This is a genomic window from Aromatoleum bremense, from assembly GCF_017894365.1.
Lineage (GTDB): Bacteria > Pseudomonadota > Gammaproteobacteria > Burkholderiales > Rhodocyclaceae > Aromatoleum > Aromatoleum bremense.
The window spans coordinates 1,550,591-1,567,655 of sequence record NZ_CP059467.1; the positions used below are offsets into that span (position 1 = coordinate 1,550,591).

Genomic DNA, 17,065 nt, shown 5'->3' on the forward strand with positions numbered 1-17,065 from the left:
CCTGTCGCCGACACCTTGGACGTCAGAGCGGCCCCGTGGCAACGACGCGGCCCCGCGTGAGAGCCCCGTAGGTGCAGCGAGGTCGTTGCAAGGAAATTTTTCGGCGAGTTGCGGCGAGATGGCGAACTCGTTTATAAACCGTTTCCGGATATCGCATTTCCGATCGCCGCTGCGATCATTCCACGCACCCGCTGCATGCCCTGCGCTTCTGCAACCCGAGTTCGAGTTTTTCGCCGTCACGCGCCGCTTTTGGCGAGGCTGATGGTCGTGCTCGTGGCGCTGTTTCATGGCTGGGTGGCGTATGCGAGCGTTGTCTCCACCTCGCACGATCCGGTCAGCTGGCCCGAGCACCGCAGCGCACCGCTTGCGGCGCAATTCGACGACCACGGACACAGCCACGACGAGCCGGCGTCCGATGACCACGACCCCGGACATCGGCACGGTCACAATGCGGCGGACCACAGCCACGACAAACTCAATCTGCCGCGCACTGGCACGTACGCTGCAGGGATGTCGACGGACGTCTGGAGCACAGTGAATCAGGTGCAGGTCCATCCGGGCCCCTATTTCCCCTTCGAGCGTCCGCCCAAGGCCATTCCGATCCTCTAACGAAGCTGGTCCGTTGTTTGCGTAACAACGTGGCCCGTCCTCAATTTGATCGGAACTGACACATGACCCGACTGTTTCCCGTCGAGGGCCAGCCCATACGGCTGTCCCGTTTCGGAGCATTCCCGTACGCCCTTGCCGGCGTGCTGCTCTACCTGTTCTTCAGCGCGGCCGCCTACGCCCACGGCGTGGCCGAAGGCGACAAGGGCTATATCCAGGAGATCTCGGGCACGCAGCTCTTGCCCTTCACCTATCTCGGTGCCAAGCACATGGTCACCGGCTACGATCATCTGCTGTTTCTCGCCGGGGTGATCTTCTTCCTCTACAAGCTGAAGGACATCGCGCTCTACGTCAGCCTGTTCGCGATCGGCCACTCGGTCACGATGCTGTACGGCGTCTACGCCGGGGTTAACGTGAACGCTTACGTGATCGACGCGATCATCGGTTTGTCGGTGGTGTACAAGGCGCTGGACAACCTCGGGGCCTATCAGCGCTGGTTCGGCGTGCAGCCCGACACCAGGGTCGCGACGCTGGTGTTCGGCCTGTTCCATGGCTTCGGCCTCGCGGCGAAGATCCAGGAATTCGAGATCGCGCGTGACGGTCTCCTGCCCAACCTGCTGGCCTTCAACGTCGGTGTCGAGATCGGCCAGTTGCTCGCACTCGGCGCGATCCTGATCGCGATGGGCTACTGGCGGCGCACGACCGCTTTCCTCAAGCACGCCTACACCGCCAACGTCGCCATGATGTGCGCCGGCTTCATGCTGATCGGCTATCAGCTGACCGGCCTGTTCGTTTCCTGAATTCTGCGGAGTCCCGACCCATGTACAACACCGATCTTCCGACTCGCGCCGAACTGCCGGGCACGGGCAAATTGCTGCGTTCCACCGCCATCGCCGCGCTGATCGCGACCGGCCTGCTCATCACGACCATCCTGCCGGCGGAGTACGGCATCGATCCGACCGGCGCCGGCCGCGCCCTCGGCCTTACGCAGATGGGTGAAATCAAGATTTCGCTCGCGTCCGAAGCCAACGCCGGAGAAGCGGCGCCTGCAGGCGGCGTCGCGCCGACCGTGTCATCGCCCCCCCGGGCAGCCATAGCGGTCGCGACAGCCCCCGCTCCCCATGGTCACGAACATGAGCACTCAGCCGCTGCGGCGCCCGTCGTGACATCACGCTCCGAGCCGGCAGCAGCCGAGGTGGTCCCGGCGCGGCAACATACCGTGACGATCAGCCTCAAGCCCGGCAAGGCCGCGGAAGTCAAGCTGACGATGCAAAAGGACGCCAGCGTCCGTTACGAGTGGTCAACTGTCGGGGGAGCAGTCAATTACGATACGCACGGTGACCCAGTCAAAGCGCCAAAAGGCTTCTACCACGGCTACAGCAAGGGCAAGAACGAAACCGCCAATGCGGGCACGCTGCAAGCGGCTTTCGACGGCAAGCACGGCTGGTTCTGGCGTAACCGCTCGGCAGCCGAGGTTACCGTGACGTTGAAGACCAGTGGGGACTACGCGCAGATCGAACGCGTGCTGTAAGTCCTGCGTTCCCCCTCTCCATTCAGGCTGTTTGTCGCCGGCGCTGGGCCTGCTGCTCATGCGCGCGCTGCTGTCGCAGATGGACGTGCCGACCCGCTCAGCCTTCGTGATGGCGGTGGTCACGCCGCCGGAACGGGCGGCGGCGGCCAGCTTCACCGCCGTGCCGCGCAGTCTCGCGGCGGCGTTCAGCCCTTCGCTGGGGGGCGTGCTGTTTGCCGCCGGTTGGCTGGCAGCGCCGCTGGTGGCTTGCGGGATGCTGAAGATCGGCTACGATCTGGCCTTGTTCGCGGCCTTCCGCCGCAGCCAGAGCCAAGACGAGGCGCCTGACTGACCGCCGAAGCTGTGAGGGGCATGATCCTGTCAATGAGATCTAACGGTTATCGAAACGATGCATAGCGCCGTCGTCTATGCCCTGCTGGCTGCAGCCCTGTTCGGCGCAAGCACGCCATTCGCCAAGTTGCTGGTCGGCGAGCTTCCGCCCATATTGCTTGCCGGCCTGCTTTATCTGGGCAGCGGCACCGGTCTCATGCTTATTCGCCTCGTCCGGGATAGGGGCTGGAAGCCCTCCGGCCTTGCCCCCTCGGAATGGCCCTGGCTCTTGGGTGCCATCCTCTTTGGCGGGGTGCTTGGTCCAGTGGCCCTGCTGTTTGGTCTGACCTCGACGAGCGGTTCGGCCGCTTCCCTGTTGCTGAATCTGGAAGCAGTGCTCACCGCGGTTATCGCCTGGGTCGTGTTCAAGGAAAACGCCGACCGCCGCATTGTGCTGGGCATGCTCGCCATCGTTGCTGGAGGCGTCGTACTGTCGTGGCCGACTGGGGATGGAGGCATGACCGGTTGGATCGGCCCGCTCGCGATTGCGGGTGCCTGCCTGTGCTGGGCGATCGACAACAATCTGACCCGCAAGGTCTCGGCGTCGGATGCCTTGTTCATTGCGGGAAGCAAAGGGATGATTGCCGGCGCGGTGAACACTTCACTGGCGCTGTCGCTCGGGGCCGCGGTGCCAAACGCGACCATCGTGTTTGCGACGATGGGCGTCGGGCTCCTCGGCTATGGCATCAGCCTCGTCATGTTTGTGCTGGCCCTGCGAGGGCTCGGCACCGCGCGGACGGGGGCCTACTTTTCCACTGCGCCATTCATTGGCGCCGCGATGGCGCTGGTTTTGCTCGGCGAATCGACTTATCCGGCGTTCTGGTTGGCGGCTGGCCTGATGGGCTGCGGGGTGTGGCTGCACCTGACGGAACACCACGAACACGAACACGCGCACGAACCACTCGAGCACAGCCATCGTCATGTGCATGACGAACACCACCAGCATGAGCACGATTTCGATTGGGACAGTAGCGAACCGCATGAACATCGGCACAGTCACGGTGCCATGATCCATAAGCACCCGCATTTCCCGGATATTCACCACCGACACGCACATTGAAATGCCGTATGAGTTTGTCGTCCTGGGTACGGTGACCGCCGTTTCATCGCCTTGAGCGTCTGCTCTTTGCCGTAGCGACTGTCGACTGCCTGGCGAACGCAAACTGCGTGCTCGACCAGCTGATGGAAGCCGTGGAAAGCCTGGCACAGTTCCCCAAGCGAGGCAGCTACCCGAAGGAGTTGGTGCCGCTGGGCATCAAGGAATACCGGCAAACCACGTTCAAGCCTTACCGGGTGATTTACCGCGTGACGGGCAGCCAAGTCGTCGTTTACCTGATCGTCGATGGGCGCCGGGACATGCAGTCGGCGCCGGCTCGCCGATTGCTCGGCGCGTGAAGCCGCAGCAACCCGCGCCTGTGGACATGCGGCCGGCCTGTCACATCCCGCGGAACGCCGGCTTGCGCTTATCGAGGAAGGCGGTGATGCCCTCGACGAAGTCGCCGGTCGCGCTGCAGCGGCCGAACGCTTCGGCTTCGCTCTCCAGTTGCGATTCGATCTGGGCGTCGTACGAGCTCGCGACCAGGCGCTTGATTTCGCCATAGGCTTCGCGCGGCCCCGCCTGCAGCCGGGCGACGAGCTTGTCGGTTTCGGCGTCGAGCTCGGCGGACGGCAGGACGCGGTTGACGAGGCCGAGGCGCAGCGCTTCGGCGGCATCGAAACGCTCGGCGAGCAGCAGCAGTTCCAGCGCCTTGCGGCTGCCGACGATGCGCGGCAGGAAATACGTCAGGCCGCCGTCGGCCGCGAGGCCGATCGATGCATACGCGGTCGTGAATTTGGCGCTGTCGGCGCACAGCGCCAGATCGCAGCCGAGCATCAGCGACAGGCCGAAGCCGGCGCATGCGCCGCGCACTTTCGCGATGACGGGCTGGTGCAGCGACTGGAGCATCTCGACGGCCGGGTTGATGTGCTTCTCGATGATCGCGCGGAAAGCCACCATGCGCGCCTGCGGGCCGAGGTGGAACTGCGTCGCGAAGTCCTTCAGGTCGCCGCCCGCCATGAAATGATCGCCGGCGCCGGCGATGACAATGACGTCGACATCCTTGAGATCGCGCAACTCCCGCACGGCAAGCAGCAGGTCCTGCATCATCTCGATCGACAAGGCGTTGAGCTGCGCAGGGCGGTTGAGCGTGAGCGTGGCGACGCGGTTCGAGACGTCGAGCAGTACGGTATCGGCCATCGGGTTGAATCTCCAGGACAGGCGCTCGCGGGCCGGGGGTTTCTGGCCGCGGCACGCGACATATCGGGTAAAAGGGGCGGAAAGTCTACACCCGCTCGAACACTCCCGCTGCGCCCATGCCGGTGCCGACGCACATCGTCACCATCGCATAGCGCAGCTTCGGATCGCGCTGCATCGCGCTCATCACGGTCGCGGTGCGGATGGCGCCGGTCGCGCCGAGCGGGTGGCCGAGCGCGATCGCGCCGCCGAACGGGTTGACTCGCGCCGGGTCGAGCCCGAGCTCGCGGATCACTGCCAACGACTGCGCGGCGAACGCTTCGTTGAGTTCGATCCAGCCGACGTCGGCGAGACTCACGCCACCCGCGGCGAGCGCGCGCGGAATCGCTTCGACCGGGCCGATGCCCATGATCTGGGGCGGCACGCCGGCGACCGAATAGCTGACGAAACGGGCGATCGGCGTCGCGCCGTAGCGTTTCAGCGCCGCCTCGCTCATCAGCAGCACCGCGCCGGCGCCGTCGGACATCTGCGAGCTGTTGCCGGCGGTGACCGAGCCGCGCGCGGCGAACACCGGCTTGAGCTTCGCCAGCGCGTCGAGCGACGCGTCCGGCCGCGGCCCTTCGTCGGTGTCGCGGACACGCTCGACGACGCGCACCGCACCGCCGTCGCCAGGCAAGTGCGTGCGGACCGTATAAGGCGTGATCTCGGCGCGGAAATGCCCGGCGGCGATCGCCGCGGACGCGCGCTGGTTCGAATGCAGCGCGAAAAGATCCTGGTCTTCGCGGCTGACTTTCCACTGCTGCGCGACTTTCTCGGCAGTCAGCCCCATGCCGAACGCGATGCCGACGTTGTCGCGATTGGCGAAGATCGCCGGGTTCAGGCTGACCTTGTTGCCCATGATCTGCGGCATCGCGCTCATCGACTCGGTACCGGCGGCGATCATCACGTCGGCCTCCCCCAGGCGAATGCGCGCCGCGGCGTCCGCGACCGCCTGCAGCCCGGAGGCGCAGAAGCGATTGATCGTGATGCCGGGCACGCTGTCCGGCAGCCCGGCGAGCAGCAGGCCGATGCGCGCGACGTTCATGCCCTGCTCGGCCTCCGGCATCGCGCAGCCGACGATGACATCCGCGATCTCGTGCGCGTCGAGCGCCGGCACCTTGCCGACGACGGCCGACAGCACGTGCGCGAGCAGGTCGTCGGGCCGCACGTGCGCGAACATTCCGTTGCGCCGGGCGACGGGCGTGCGCGTCGCGGCGACGATGTAGGCGTCCTGGACTTGTCTGGTCATGTCATGCCCCTCTCAGTTGCGCAGCGGCTTGCCGGTTTCCAGCATGTGCGCGATGCGCTGCTGCGTCTTTTCGGTTTTCAGCAGCTCGACGAACAGCGCGCGCTCGACGTCGAGGATCCACTGCTCGCCGACCTGCGCATTCGTCTCGACTTCGCCGCCGCACAGCGCGGTCGCCGCCGCTTTCGCGACCTTGTAGTCGTGTTCCGAGATGAAGCCGCCTTCGGCCATGTTGACGAGCATCAGCTCGCAGGTCGCGATGCCGTTGCGCCCCGCGACCGTCACCGCGCGGTTGACCAGCGGCGGGCGCCAGCCGGCCTCAAACATTGCCCGCGCGCGGCGAATCGCGACGTACGGCAGTTCGCGCGCATGCAGCACGACATCGTCCGAGGGTTGCGCGAAGCCGAGCTGCACCGCCTCGAGCGCGCTTTTCGCGACGGTCGCCATCGCGATCGTCTGGAAGCTCTGCTGGATGTACGGGAACACGTCGCGGCCCGCCGCGTGCTGCGCGCGCCGGTGCGCCTGCAGCGCGAATTCCTTGCTGCCGCCGCCGGCCGGAATCAGGCCGACGCCGGCTTCGACGAGGCCGACGTAGCTCTCGAGCGCCAGCACGCGGTGCGCCGCATGCATCGCGAACTCGCAGCCGCCGCCGAGCGCCATCCCCTCGACCGCGGCGACGACCGGCACCTGCGCGTGGCGGATCGCCATCGACACCTGCTGGAATTTCGCGACCTTGCCATCGAGCAGTCCGAACTGGCCAGCCTTGCACGCGTCCGCGACCTGCCGCAGATTCGCGCCGACGGCGAATGGCGCGTCGTGCCACAGCACGACGCCGTCGAGATCCGTCTCGGCACGCGCGATCGCCTCGAGCAGCCCGTCGATGACTTCGTCGCCGATCGCGTGCAGCGTCGCCTTGAACGACAGGATGCCGATGCGCGCGTCGACGTCCGGGCGCGTCCACAGCCGCACGCCGTCAGCGTCGCCGCCGTTCTCCCACAGCGTTTCACCGCGGTCGGCAGGCGCTTCGCCGAGCAGCGCGTCGGGGTAGAGCTGGCGGCGATAGACCGGCAGCGTCGGGCGGGCCTTGAGGAGGTTGTCGCGCGCGGAATACGAGCCTGCCGCCTCGTGCACGCTGCCGCGCAGGAACACCCACGCCGGCAGCGGCTCCTTCGTCATTGCGCGGCCGGCGTCGATGTCCATCTGGATCGCTTTCGCGACGTCCGCCCAGCCCGCGGCCTGCCAGGTCTCGAACGGCCCGCGCGCCCAGCCGAAGCCCCAGCGCATCGCCAGATCGATGTCGCGCGCGCTGTCGGCGATGTCCTCGAGATGCACCGCGCAGTAATGGAACAGGTCGCGGAAGATCGCCCACAGGAACTGCGCCTCGGGCAGCCCGCTCGCGCCGAGCCACGCGAACTTCTCGGCAGTGTTCTTCGTCTGCAGCACCGCTGCCACTTCCGACACGATGTCGCCGCCGCTCGGCCGGTAGTCGCCGGCCTTCGGGTCGAGCACGAGGATCTTCTTGCCGTCCTTGCGGTAGATGCCGGCGCGCGTCTTCTGCCCGAGCGCGCCTTTCGCGATCAGCGCCTGCAGCCAGTCCGGCTGGCGGAACCAGGTGTGCCACGGGTCATCAGGCAGCGTCGCCTGCATCGTGTCGATGACGTGGGCGAGCGTGTCGAGACCGACGACATCCGCGGTGCGGTAGGTCGCGCTCTTCGGCCGGCCGATCAGCGGGCCGGTCAGCGCGTCGACTTCGTCGAAGCCGAGGCCGAGCCTTGTGGTGTGGTGCATCACCGCGAGGATCGAGAACACGCCGACGCGGTTCGCGACGAAGTTCGGCGTGTCCTTCGCGCGCACGATCGACTTGCCGAGCCGCGTCGTCAGCCACGCTTCGAGCGCGTCGAGCATCGCCCGGTCGGTCGCGGGGGCCGGGATCAGCTCGACGAGCGCCATGTAGCGCGGCGGGTTGAAGAAATGCACGCCGCAGAAACGCGGCCGCAGCGCTTCGGGCATGCCCTCGGCGAGCTTCCCGATCGACAGGCCCGACGTGTTCGACGCGAAGATCGCGTCGGCGCGCAGATACGGCGCGACCTTCGCGTAAAGGTCGAGCTTCCACTCCATCTTCTCGGCGATCGCCTCGATGACGAGGTCGCAGTCGCGCAGGCGTTCGAGATCGGTGTCGTAGTTCGCGGCGTCGATATGGCCGGCGCGCGCCGAAGCCGCGAACGGTGCCGGGTCGAGCTTCGCCAGGCCGGCGATCGCGCGTTCGATGACGCCGTTCGGCGGGCCGTCCTTCGCCGGCAGGTCGAACAGCACGACCGGCACATCGGCGTTCGCGCAATGCGCCGCGATCTGTGCCCCCATGACGCCGGCGCCCAGCACAGCTATCTTGCGGATGATCAGCTTGCTCATGCGAAGTTCTCCAGGTCCTGGCTTGCCCCGGCATGACCGGCCCGGGACGAGCCGATGTATGAAGGGGAATCCCGCCAATCGTTTCAGTGGAACCGGCCGGCCCTCGCCGGCACTGCGGGCGGCGGCGAAGCGTGCCGTCCGGGGATCGCCGCGGCGATCAGAACGCCATCGAGTATTGCGCGCCGAAGATCCAGACGTCGGACTCGTATTCGCCGGTGACGCGCCCGCGTCCTGCCGCGCTCTGGTCGTTGTCGATCTTCGTGTCGCGCACGTAGAGGTAAGCGCCGCCGACATCGAGCGTCGTCGTCTTGGTCGCCTTCCACTGCCCGCCGAGCGCAAACCAGGTGCGGTCGTTGTCCGGCAGCGCGACGAGCCGGCGGTCCCTGCCCCTCACCGGCGCCTGGTCGTAGGCGACGCCGAACTTCAGCTTCCACGCGTCGTTGAGCTTGTAGTTCGCGCCGAGCGCGACGCGCCAGCTGTCGCGGTAGTCGGTGTTCAGCGTCTGCACGGTGACGCCCGACAGCGGCCCCGAACGGCGGTCGATGTCGACTTTTTTGATGTTGCTCCAGCCCGTCCACGACAGATCGCCGAGCATTTCCCAGCGCTCGTCGAGCTGTTGCGCGACGCTCATGATCAGCGTGTCGGGCAGATCGACATCCGCGCGGGCCTTGCCGCTGGTCGTCTGCGGCACGGCGCCCGCGAGCGTCCCCTTGAGCTTCAGGTCGCCTTCGAGCTCGTGCTCGATCTTCGAACGGTACGAGACCCCGATTTTCATCGACGGCGACGGCGTGAACAACACGCCGATGTTCCAGCCCCACGCATCGGAGTCGACATCGAGCGTCGCGAACGTCGTGGCGAGGCCGGGCGCGACCGCGGCGATGCGCTCGTACTCCGCTTCGGCGCGCTGCCAGTTCAGGCCGGCACCAAGCGAGAGCTTGTCATTGACGCGATACGCGATCGACGGGTTGATGTTGTAGGTCTTGATCTCGAAGTTCAGCGACTGGGCGCCGCCGACCCACGACTCGTCGTAGTCGGTGACGAGGCCGAACGGAGCGCTCAGGCCGACGCCGACATACAAATCCTTGTTCAGCGCCCACGACAGGTAGGCGTTCGGCAGCGCCGCCCACCCGCCCGCGTCGTCGCCATTGCCGCGGAGCACGCCGCTCTGCGAGCCCTTGTCGCTGAACTCGAAGCTCGGCCGCACCGCCGCCACGCCGAACGACGCTTCGCGCGCCTGCAGCTGCGTCATGCCGGCCGGGTTGAAGAAGATCGTGCCGGCGTTCTCGGCGACCGCCGCGGAGCCCGCGTAGGCGTTGCCGAGCCCGCTGGCGTTCTGCTCCATCAGCTGGAAACCGGCGGCCGAGGCTACGCCGGAGGCCATCGCCAGCAGCGCTGCCGGGACTGCCCGGGCAATCATCGTCGTATGCATGTGTGTCGCCTCCTTGTCATGCCATCAGCAAGTCTAGCACTGCATTCGCAAGGTCGCGCCGGCTGCCCGGCGCCGCTCATTCGGCCGGCGGCACCGGTCGCTTGTTGCCGTGGTCGTCGAGCGCCACGTACGTCAGCTTCGCCTCGGTGACCTTCACCACGAACAAGCTCTCGGGATTGCGCTCGGCGAACACCTGGACATCGACGGTGATCGAGGTGCGCCCGACCGACACCACGTCGGCATAAAAGCTGACCAAGTCGCCGACCGACACCGGCTGCTTGAACGTGAAGGCGTTGACCGCGACCGTCGCGCAGCGGCCGCGCGCGCGGTAGTGCGCGGCGATGCCGCCCGCGATGTCGACCATCGACATGATCCAGCCGCCAAACACGTCGCCGGCGGGGTTGAGGTCCCCCGGCATCGGCATCACCCGCAGCGCCGGCTGGCGGTTCTTCGGCAATTTCACCGGGGTCGTTGAAACGTCGGACATCAGCTCGTTTTCCAGGAATTCATCGGGCAGGAACGATAGCATCATCCCGGCGTGCCGATGCCGCGTCGAGCGGTTTTTCCCCGGCGGACGCGAGATAGTGCAGCGGGCCGCCGGTGAAGGGCGCGAAGCCGGTGCCGAAGATCACGCCGGCGTCGGCGAGATCCGCATCGGCGACGACGCCCTCATTGACGCAGCGACGCGCCGCGGCGAGGAGCGGCGCGACGATGCGCGCGGCGAGCCCCGCGGGCACCGTGTCGACCGCGGCTTTCTGCGCCTTGCCGTCGCTCCAGCGGTAATAGCCCTGGCCGGACTTCCTGCCGAGATGGCCGGCGGCGACGAGCTCCGCGAGCCGTTTCGGCACTGCCACGGCGCCCCCGCCGAGCGCCTTGCCGGCGGCGAGCGCGATATCGAGTCCGACCGTGTCAACGAGCTCGACGGGCCCCATCGGCATGCCGAACGCGACCAGCGCCGCGTCGACGGCTTCCGGCGCGATGCCTTCCTCGACGCATCGCAGCGCTTCGAGCATGTACGGCCCGAGCACCGCATTGACGAGGAAGCCGGGGGCGCTGCGGACCGGCAGCGGCAGCTTGTCGAGGCGGCGGACGAACGCGGCGGCGCGGTAGAGCGCGTCGGCATCGGACGCCTCGCCGGCGACGACTTCGACGAGCGGCATCTGTGCGACCGGGTTGAAGAAGTGGATGCCGACGAGGCGCGCCGGGTGCGCGAGCCCGGCCGCGATGTCCTCGATGCGCAGGCTCGACGTGTTCGTCGCGAGCACGGCATCGGGGCTGGCGCGGCGCTCGAGGTCCGCGAACAAGGCGCGCTTCGCGTCGAGATTCTCGAAGATCGCCTCGATCACGACATCGGCGCGCCGCGCGCCATGGCCGTGCGGGTCCGGGATCAGCCGGTCGAGGGCGAAGCGCACCTGCCTCGCTTTCGTCGCCGCGTCGCCGCGCAGCTTGCGCTCGAAGAGCTTCGCGGCGCGGGCGACGGCCGGCGCGATGCGCTCGACGGCCTGGTCCTGCAGCGTCACCGTCATGCCCGCGAGCGCGCACACGGCCGCGATGTCGCCACCCATGACGCCGGCACCGACGACATGCACGCGGCGCGGGGCGAACTCACCGCGGTTGTCATCACTCTTGCCGAACGCCTTCAGCCGCTCCTGCAGGAAGAACACGCGGATGAGGTTCTTCGCCGTCGGCGAGCGCAAGATCGCTTCGAGCGACGCCGGGTGGCCGGCCGGCACCGCCAGCGCGTTGCCGCCGAAGCGCTGCCAGATGTCGACAATCGCGTACGGCGCCGGGTAATGCTCGCGCGGCGCCTTCGAGGCGACCTGCTTCCTCGCCCGGTCGGCGACGATCGACTTCAGCGGACCGTTCATCAGCCGCAACGCGAGGGGCGGCTTTCGCCGCCGCTGGCCGGACAGCACGAGCATGCGCGCGGCGTTCTCCATAACGCGCGGCGGCACGCACTCGTCGGCGAGCCCGAGCTGCTTCGCGCGGCGCGCGTCGACGCTCTTTCCGGTCAACATCAGGTCAAGCGCCGCCGGTGCGCCGATCGTCTCCGGCAGCCGCTTCATGCCGCCCCACGCGGGCACGATGCCGAGCATCACTTCGGGCAGTGCGAGTTTCGTCGCAGGCTCGTCGACGACGACGCGGTAGCGGCACGCGAGCGCGAGTTCCAGCCCGCCGCCGAGGCAATGGCCGCGAATCAGCGCGAGCGTCGGAAAGCGCAGGCGCGCGAGCCGGTTGAAGAGCTCCCAGCCACGGCCGACCAGATCGCGCGCCGCCTGCGGCGAGTCGAGGCGCGTGAATTCCTCGATGTCGGCGCCGGCGACGAAGCCGGCAGGTTTCGCCGAGGCGATGACGAGCCCTTGCGGCGGCTGCGCTTCGAGCGCGGCGAACACGGCCGCGAGTTCGTCGAGCACGTCGCGCGACAGCGTGTTCGTCGCCGCGCCGGCGCGATCGAGGTACAGCCACGCGAGGCCGCCCCCGTCTCCACCCACGTTTTCGCCCCCCTCGCCGTCGCGCACGAGGCGCAGGTGTTCGTAGTGCGTCCCCATCACACCGCCTCCACGAGCATCGCGCCGCCCTGTCCGCCGCCGATGCAGATGCTCGCGATGCCGCGCGCGAGCCTGTCGCGGCGCAGCCGCTGCACCAGATGCAGCACGATGCGCGCGCCGCTCGCGCCGACCGGATGGCCAATGGCGATCGCGCCGCCATCGACGTTCAGGCGCTCCTCGTCGAGCCGGCCGAGCGGCGCCGCGAGGCCGAGCTCGTCGCGACAATAGTCGGCGTCGTCCCACGCGCGCAGGCAGGCGATGACCTGCGCGGCGAACGCTTCGTTGATCTCCCACGCGTCGATGTCGTTCAGGCCGAGCCCGTGGCGCGCGAGCAGCGGCGTCGCCGCATGCACCGGGCCGAGCCCCATCTGCGCCGGGTCGAGCGCCGCCCATTCGCAATCGACGATGCGCCCGACCGGTGTCAGGCCGCGGCGCTGCACCGTCTCTTCGGACGCGAGGATCAGCCACGCCGCGCCATCGGTGATCTGCGAACTGTTGCCGGCGGTGACGCGGCCGTACTTGCGGTCGAAGAAAGGCTTGAGCTTCGCCAGCTTGTCGACGGACGAATCGCGCCGCACGCCGTCGTCGTCCTTGTACAGCGCACCGTCGCGGTCGATCAGCGGCACGATCTCGTCGAGATGCCCGGCATCCTGCGCCGCGGCGACGCGGCGGTGGCTGCGCACCGCGTATTCGTCCATCGCGGCACGCGAAATGCCGAAGCGGTGCGCAAGGTTCTCGGCGGTCTGGCCCATCAGCTGGCCGACCACCGGATCGGTCAGACCTTTCATGATGCCGAGTACAGGCGCGAGATCGGCCGGGCGGAAGCGGTGCAGCGCAGCCGCCTTCTGACCGATCGTCTTCGCGGCGTACCAGCCCGACAGCCAGCGCACCATCGCGTCGGAAAACAACAGCGGCGCGCGGGACAGCGCGTCGACGCCGCCCGCGAGCACGAGGCCCGAGCGTCCGGCGCGGAGGTTCATCATCGCCGAATCCAGCGCCTGCATGCCGGACGCGCAGTTGCGCATCACCGTCCAGCCCGGCACCTTGTGGCCGCAGCCGAGCCGCAACGCGACGACGCGGCCGATATTGACCTCGTCCGGCGACGGGCTCGCGCAGCCGAGGATGACTTCGTCGAGCTCGTCGGGCGCGAACGTCTGGCGCACGAGCAGCGCCGCACCGGCGGCGGTCGCGAGGTCCGACGCGGCGAACGGTCCGGGGCCGTTCCTCGCCTTCAGGAACGGCGTGCGGGCGCCGTCGATGATGTAGATGCCGGAGCTCATGCGCGGGCGGCTCCTCAGGCGACCGCACGCAGCGGGCGCGAATCGTTCGGCCCGACTTCGGCAAGCGCCTCGCGCAGGCCGAAGTCGTACGGGAAATCGTCGACGCGGATGACCTTGTCGCGCAGGACGTTGCGCCGCTCGACGAGCGCGAATTCGACGTCGCTGATGACGCCGGCCTCGAGCGCGCGGCGCCAGATCGCATCGACGCCGCCACCGACGATCAGGCCCGGGTCGAAGCGCCCCTGCCGGCGCGCCTCTTTCAGCTTCGCTTCGACCGGCTCGGCTTCGATCGTCGCGGCGAGCGCCGCTTCGAGCGCGGCGGCCGGCTCGTCGAGGTCGTCCGGCAGATACACGTCGGCAGTCAGCCGGTCGCGCGTCGGCGACGGCTCGATCAGCAGCTTCGCGACTTCGTGGCCGAGCGCGTCGGACGGCACGACGTACGGCCGCCCGAGCGGGAACACGACGAGCCGGCGCAGCACCGCCGCGAAGAACCGGTTCGGGAAGTTCGCGATCACGCCTTCGAACGCGTTCTGGGCCTTGAACATGCAGTCCCAGATCGCCCAGTGCATCAGCGGCGCATCCATCGCCTGACGCCCTTCGGCTTCGAAGCGCTTGAGCGTCGCCGACGCGAGATACATCAGCGACAGGATGTCGCCAAGCCGCGCGGAAAGCTTTTCCTTGCGCTTCAACGCGCCGCCCATCGTCCCCATCGAGATGTCCGCGAGGAACGCGAACGCCGCCGAGAAGCGCGTCAGCTGCTGGTAGTAACGGCGCGTCTCGGGCGCGATCTCATCTGCGTCACCTCCCGGTACGGCGACGAAATGCGAACCGGTGAGCCCCATCACCAACGCCCGCACCGCCGACGACAGCGTGTAGCCGACATGCCCCCAGAACGCGCGGTCGAACGCGGCGAGATCCCCTTTCTGCGCCGCGTGCATTTCGTCGAGCACGTAAGGATGGCAGCGGATCGCGCCCTGGCCGAACAGGATCAGGCTGCGCGTCAGGATGTTCGCGCCTTCGACGGTGATGCCGACCGGGATCTGCTGGTAGGCGCGACCGAGGAAGTTCTGCGGCCCGAGGCAGATGCCCTTGCCGCCGATGACGTCCATACCGTCATTGACCGTCTGGCGCGCGCGCTCGGTGACGTGGTACTTGACGATCGCCGACACTACCGACGGCTTCTCGCCCAGGTCGATCGCGCCGGCCGTCATGATCCGCGCGGCATCGGACAGGTAGGTGTTCGCGCCGATGCGGGTCAGCGCCTCTTCGACGCCCTCGAAGCGGCCGATCGCGGTCTTGAACTGGTGGCGCACGCGGGCATACGCGCCGACTGCGCGCGCGGTCATTTTCTGCATGCCGGTGTTCGAACCCGGCAGCGAGATCGAACGGCCCGCCGCGAGGCACTCCATCAGCATCCGCCAGCCCTGACCCGCCATCTGCGGGCCGCCGATGATGAAATCGAGCGGCATGAACACGTCACGGCCGCGCACCGGTCCGTTCATCCACACCGCGTTGAGCGGCAGGTGGCGCCGGCCGATGTCGACGCCGGGGTGATCGGCCGGCACCAGCGCGCAGGTGATGCCGAGGTCCGCGTCCGCGCCGAGCAGGCCGTCCGGGTCGTACAGCCGGAACGCGAGCCCGAACACGGTGCAGACCGGCGCGAGCGTGATGTAGCGCTTGTCGAACGTGACGCGCATGCCGAGCACTTCGCGGTCGCGCCACATGCCCTTGCAGACGACGCCGGCATCGGGGATCGACGCCGCGTCCGAGCCGGCCCACGGGCTCGTCAGCGCGAACGCCGGGATGTCGAGCCCTTGCGCGAGCCGCGGCAGGTAATGCGCTTTCTGCTCCGGCGTACCGTAATGCAGCAGCAGCTCGGCGGGTCCGAGCGAGTTCGGCACCATCACCGTGACCGCCGGCGCCGACGAGCGCGTCGACAGCTTCGTGATGACCTGCGAATGCGCGAACGCCGAGAAGCCTTTCCCGCCGTATTCCTTCGGGATGATCATGCCGAGAAAGCCGCGCTCCCTGATGTACCGCCACACTTCGGGCGACAAGTCCTGGCGCTGCGTCGCGGCCCAGTCGTCGGTGAGCCGGCACAGCTCGCTCGTCTCGTTGTCGAGGAAGGCGCGCTCCTCGGCGGTGAGCGCCGGCCACGGATACGCGAGCAGCTTCGCCCAGTCCGGCCTGCCGGCGAAGAGCTCGCCTTCCCACCACACGGTGCCGGCTTCGAGCGCGTCCTTCTCGGTCTGTGACATCGACGGCAGCGCGCCGCGGAAAGCTTTGAAGATGCGCGCCGTCACGAGCCTGCGGCGCAGCGGGCGGAGCAGGAACACGCCGGCGAGCGCGGCGTAGAGGACGAGGACCGTGACGAGCGCGCCGCCCGGCCATCCGGCCGCCCCCATGAAACCCGCGAGCCACGCCAGTCCGGCCCCCGCCCAGAGCGGGAAAGGTGCCCGCCGATAGGCGAGAACGCCCGCCACGACAGGGAGAAAAACGATCAACAGCCACGTCATTGTTGCCTCCTCACTATGCAGTCGGACGATCCGGCCGCGCCTCGGCCCGTGGTGCAGTCGTCGGCCGCATTCCGGATCGGGGCGCGCGGGTGCGCGGAGCGTGTTCCGTTCTTCACGCGGCCGCGCGCCCGGGCTGGTCGTCGCAAGCCTGCTCGAACCCGGCGAGCGGCGCGCGCAGGCCGCCGAGCAGGAAGGACATCAGCCGCGGCATCAGCCGCACCGGGTCCGCGTCGTCGAAGCGGCCGGCAAAAAGCTGCAAGCCGTCAGTGCCGGCGATCGCGTACGACATCGCGCCCATCATGAAGTGGAAGCGCCACAGGATCTCCTCGCGCGGCACGTCGGGCAGCGCCCGGTACAGCGCGGCGCGAAAGCGCTCGAGCACGCCGGCGTATTCCTCGGCGAGAAACTTGCGAATGAACGCGTTCGGCTCGGTGTAGGTGCGCCCGAGCAGGCGCATGAATGTGTGACCGCCGTGTTCGGTGTCCGCCGCGAGCTGCAGCGCGGTGCCGAAGTAGGCCTCGACGATCCGGCTCGGTTTCAGCGCCGCGCCGCCCGCATCGGCCTCGAGACGGTCGAGCGCGGCGAGCCGCTGGCGGTTCAGCTCGGTGAGGCGGCGGCGGAACACTTCCTGGATCAGCGCATCCTTGCTGCCGAAGTGGTAATTCACCGCGGCGAGGTTCGCGCGCGCCGCACCGGTGATCATCCGCATCGACGTCGCCTCGAAGCCGTGTTCGACGAACAGGACTTCGGCTGCGTCGAGGATGCGGTGGCGCGTCTCGGACGCGGAGGGAGACTTCGCAGGCAGGTTCATCGCTGCAGCCCTGATTCAAACGGTCGTTTTAATCATACGTTTCATCG

General features: G+C 68.0%; 15 protein-coding genes. 6 read left to right on the forward strand and 9 right to left on the reverse strand.

Annotated features, from left to right (window positions below; translation table 11 throughout):
- Positions 1 to 261: 261 nt before the first annotated feature.
- The 6 genes from pbN1_RS07345 to pbN1_RS07370 all read left to right on the forward strand — a co-directional run bounded on the left by pbN1_RS07345 (position 262) and on the right by pbN1_RS07370 (position 3,901).
- Entirely contained in the window at positions 262 to 609 is a 348-nt protein-coding gene (locus pbN1_RS07345; protein ID WP_169201821.1) for a hypothetical protein, read from the forward strand.
- Between the two features lie 62 nt (positions 610 to 671).
- Positions 672 to 1,406 carry a HupE/UreJ family protein gene (locus pbN1_RS07350; protein ID WP_169201822.1) on the forward strand — a complete coding sequence of 245 codons (735 nt, stop codon included), beginning with the start codon at positions 672 to 674 and terminating at the stop codon, positions 1,404 to 1,406.
- A 20-nt stretch (positions 1,407 to 1,426) separates the two neighbouring features.
- Complete coding sequence (locus tag pbN1_RS07355) at positions 1,427 to 2,137, forward strand: transmembrane anchor protein (RefSeq protein ID WP_169201823.1); 711 nt, start codon at positions 1,427 to 1,429, stop codon at positions 2,135 to 2,137.
- Between the two features lie 58 nt (positions 2,138 to 2,195).
- A complete protein-coding gene (locus pbN1_RS07360) occupies positions 2,196 to 2,468 on the forward strand; it encodes a hypothetical protein (protein WP_244857195.1) in 273 nt (90 codons plus the stop codon).
- Between the two features lie 57 nt (positions 2,469 to 2,525).
- Positions 2,526 to 3,566, forward strand: a complete 1,041-nt coding sequence (locus pbN1_RS07365; protein ID WP_169201824.1) for a DMT family transporter — start codon at positions 2,526 to 2,528, stop codon at positions 3,564 to 3,566.
- Between the two features lie 59 nt (positions 3,567 to 3,625).
- Positions 3,626 to 3,901, forward strand: coding sequence for a type II toxin-antitoxin system RelE/ParE family toxin (locus pbN1_RS07370; RefSeq protein WP_280516184.1), 276 nt, complete (start codon positions 3,626 to 3,628; stop codon positions 3,899 to 3,901).
- Between the two features lie 40 nt (positions 3,902 to 3,941).
- On the opposite strand, the gene pbN1_RS07375 is transcribed toward pbN1_RS07370, so the two are convergent.
- The 9 genes from pbN1_RS07375 to pbN1_RS07415 form a co-directional block, all read right to left on the reverse strand.
- Positions 3,942 to 4,742, reverse strand: a complete 801-nt coding sequence (locus pbN1_RS07375; protein WP_169201825.1) for an enoyl-CoA hydratase/isomerase family protein — start codon at positions 4,740 to 4,742, stop codon at positions 3,942 to 3,944.
- Between the two features lie 85 nt (positions 4,743 to 4,827).
- Positions 4,828 to 6,027, reverse strand: a complete 1,200-nt coding sequence (locus tag pbN1_RS07380) for an acetyl-CoA C-acyltransferase (protein ID WP_169201826.1) — start codon at positions 6,025 to 6,027, stop codon at positions 4,828 to 4,830.
- A 12-nt stretch (positions 6,028 to 6,039) separates the two neighbouring features.
- The gene (locus pbN1_RS07385) at positions 6,040 to 8,433 is read right to left on the reverse strand and encodes a 3-hydroxyacyl-CoA dehydrogenase/enoyl-CoA hydratase family protein (protein ID WP_169201827.1); all 2,394 of its coding nucleotides are present in this window, start codon (positions 8,431 to 8,433) and stop codon (positions 6,040 to 6,042) included.
- Between the two features lie 157 nt (positions 8,434 to 8,590).
- On the reverse strand, positions 8,591 to 9,862 hold the full coding sequence (locus pbN1_RS07390) for an OmpP1/FadL family transporter (protein ID WP_169201828.1): 1,272 nt from the start codon (positions 9,860 to 9,862) through the stop codon (positions 8,591 to 8,593).
- A 76-nt stretch (positions 9,863 to 9,938) separates the two neighbouring features.
- The gene (locus pbN1_RS07395) at positions 9,939 to 10,349 is read right to left on the reverse strand and encodes an acyl-CoA thioesterase (protein ID WP_011237128.1); all 411 of its coding nucleotides are present in this window, start codon (positions 10,347 to 10,349) and stop codon (positions 9,939 to 9,941) included.
- A gap of 19 nt (positions 10,350 to 10,368) precedes the next feature.
- The gene (locus tag pbN1_RS07400) at positions 10,369 to 12,411 is read right to left on the reverse strand and encodes a 3-hydroxyacyl-CoA dehydrogenase NAD-binding domain-containing protein (protein WP_244857197.1); all 2,043 of its coding nucleotides are present in this window, start codon (positions 12,409 to 12,411) and stop codon (positions 10,369 to 10,371) included.
- Positions 12,411 to 13,691: an acetyl-CoA C-acetyltransferase gene (locus pbN1_RS07405; protein WP_169201829.1), complete on the reverse strand. Its 1,281-nt coding sequence runs from the start codon at positions 13,689 to 13,691 to the stop codon at positions 12,411 to 12,413. The genes pbN1_RS07400 and pbN1_RS07405 overlap by 1 nt, the downstream gene beginning before the upstream one ends.
- A 14-nt stretch (positions 13,692 to 13,705) precedes the next feature.
- Complete coding sequence (locus pbN1_RS07410) at positions 13,706 to 16,207, reverse strand: acyl-CoA dehydrogenase (protein WP_169201830.1); 2,502 nt, start codon at positions 16,205 to 16,207, stop codon at positions 13,706 to 13,708.
- A gap of 112 nt (positions 16,208 to 16,319) precedes the next feature.
- Positions 16,320 to 17,018 carry a TetR/AcrR family transcriptional regulator gene (locus pbN1_RS07415; RefSeq protein WP_169201831.1) on the reverse strand — a complete coding sequence of 233 codons (699 nt, stop codon included), beginning with the start codon at positions 17,016 to 17,018 and terminating at the stop codon, positions 16,320 to 16,322.
- Positions 17,019 to 17,065: the final 47 nt, after the last annotated feature.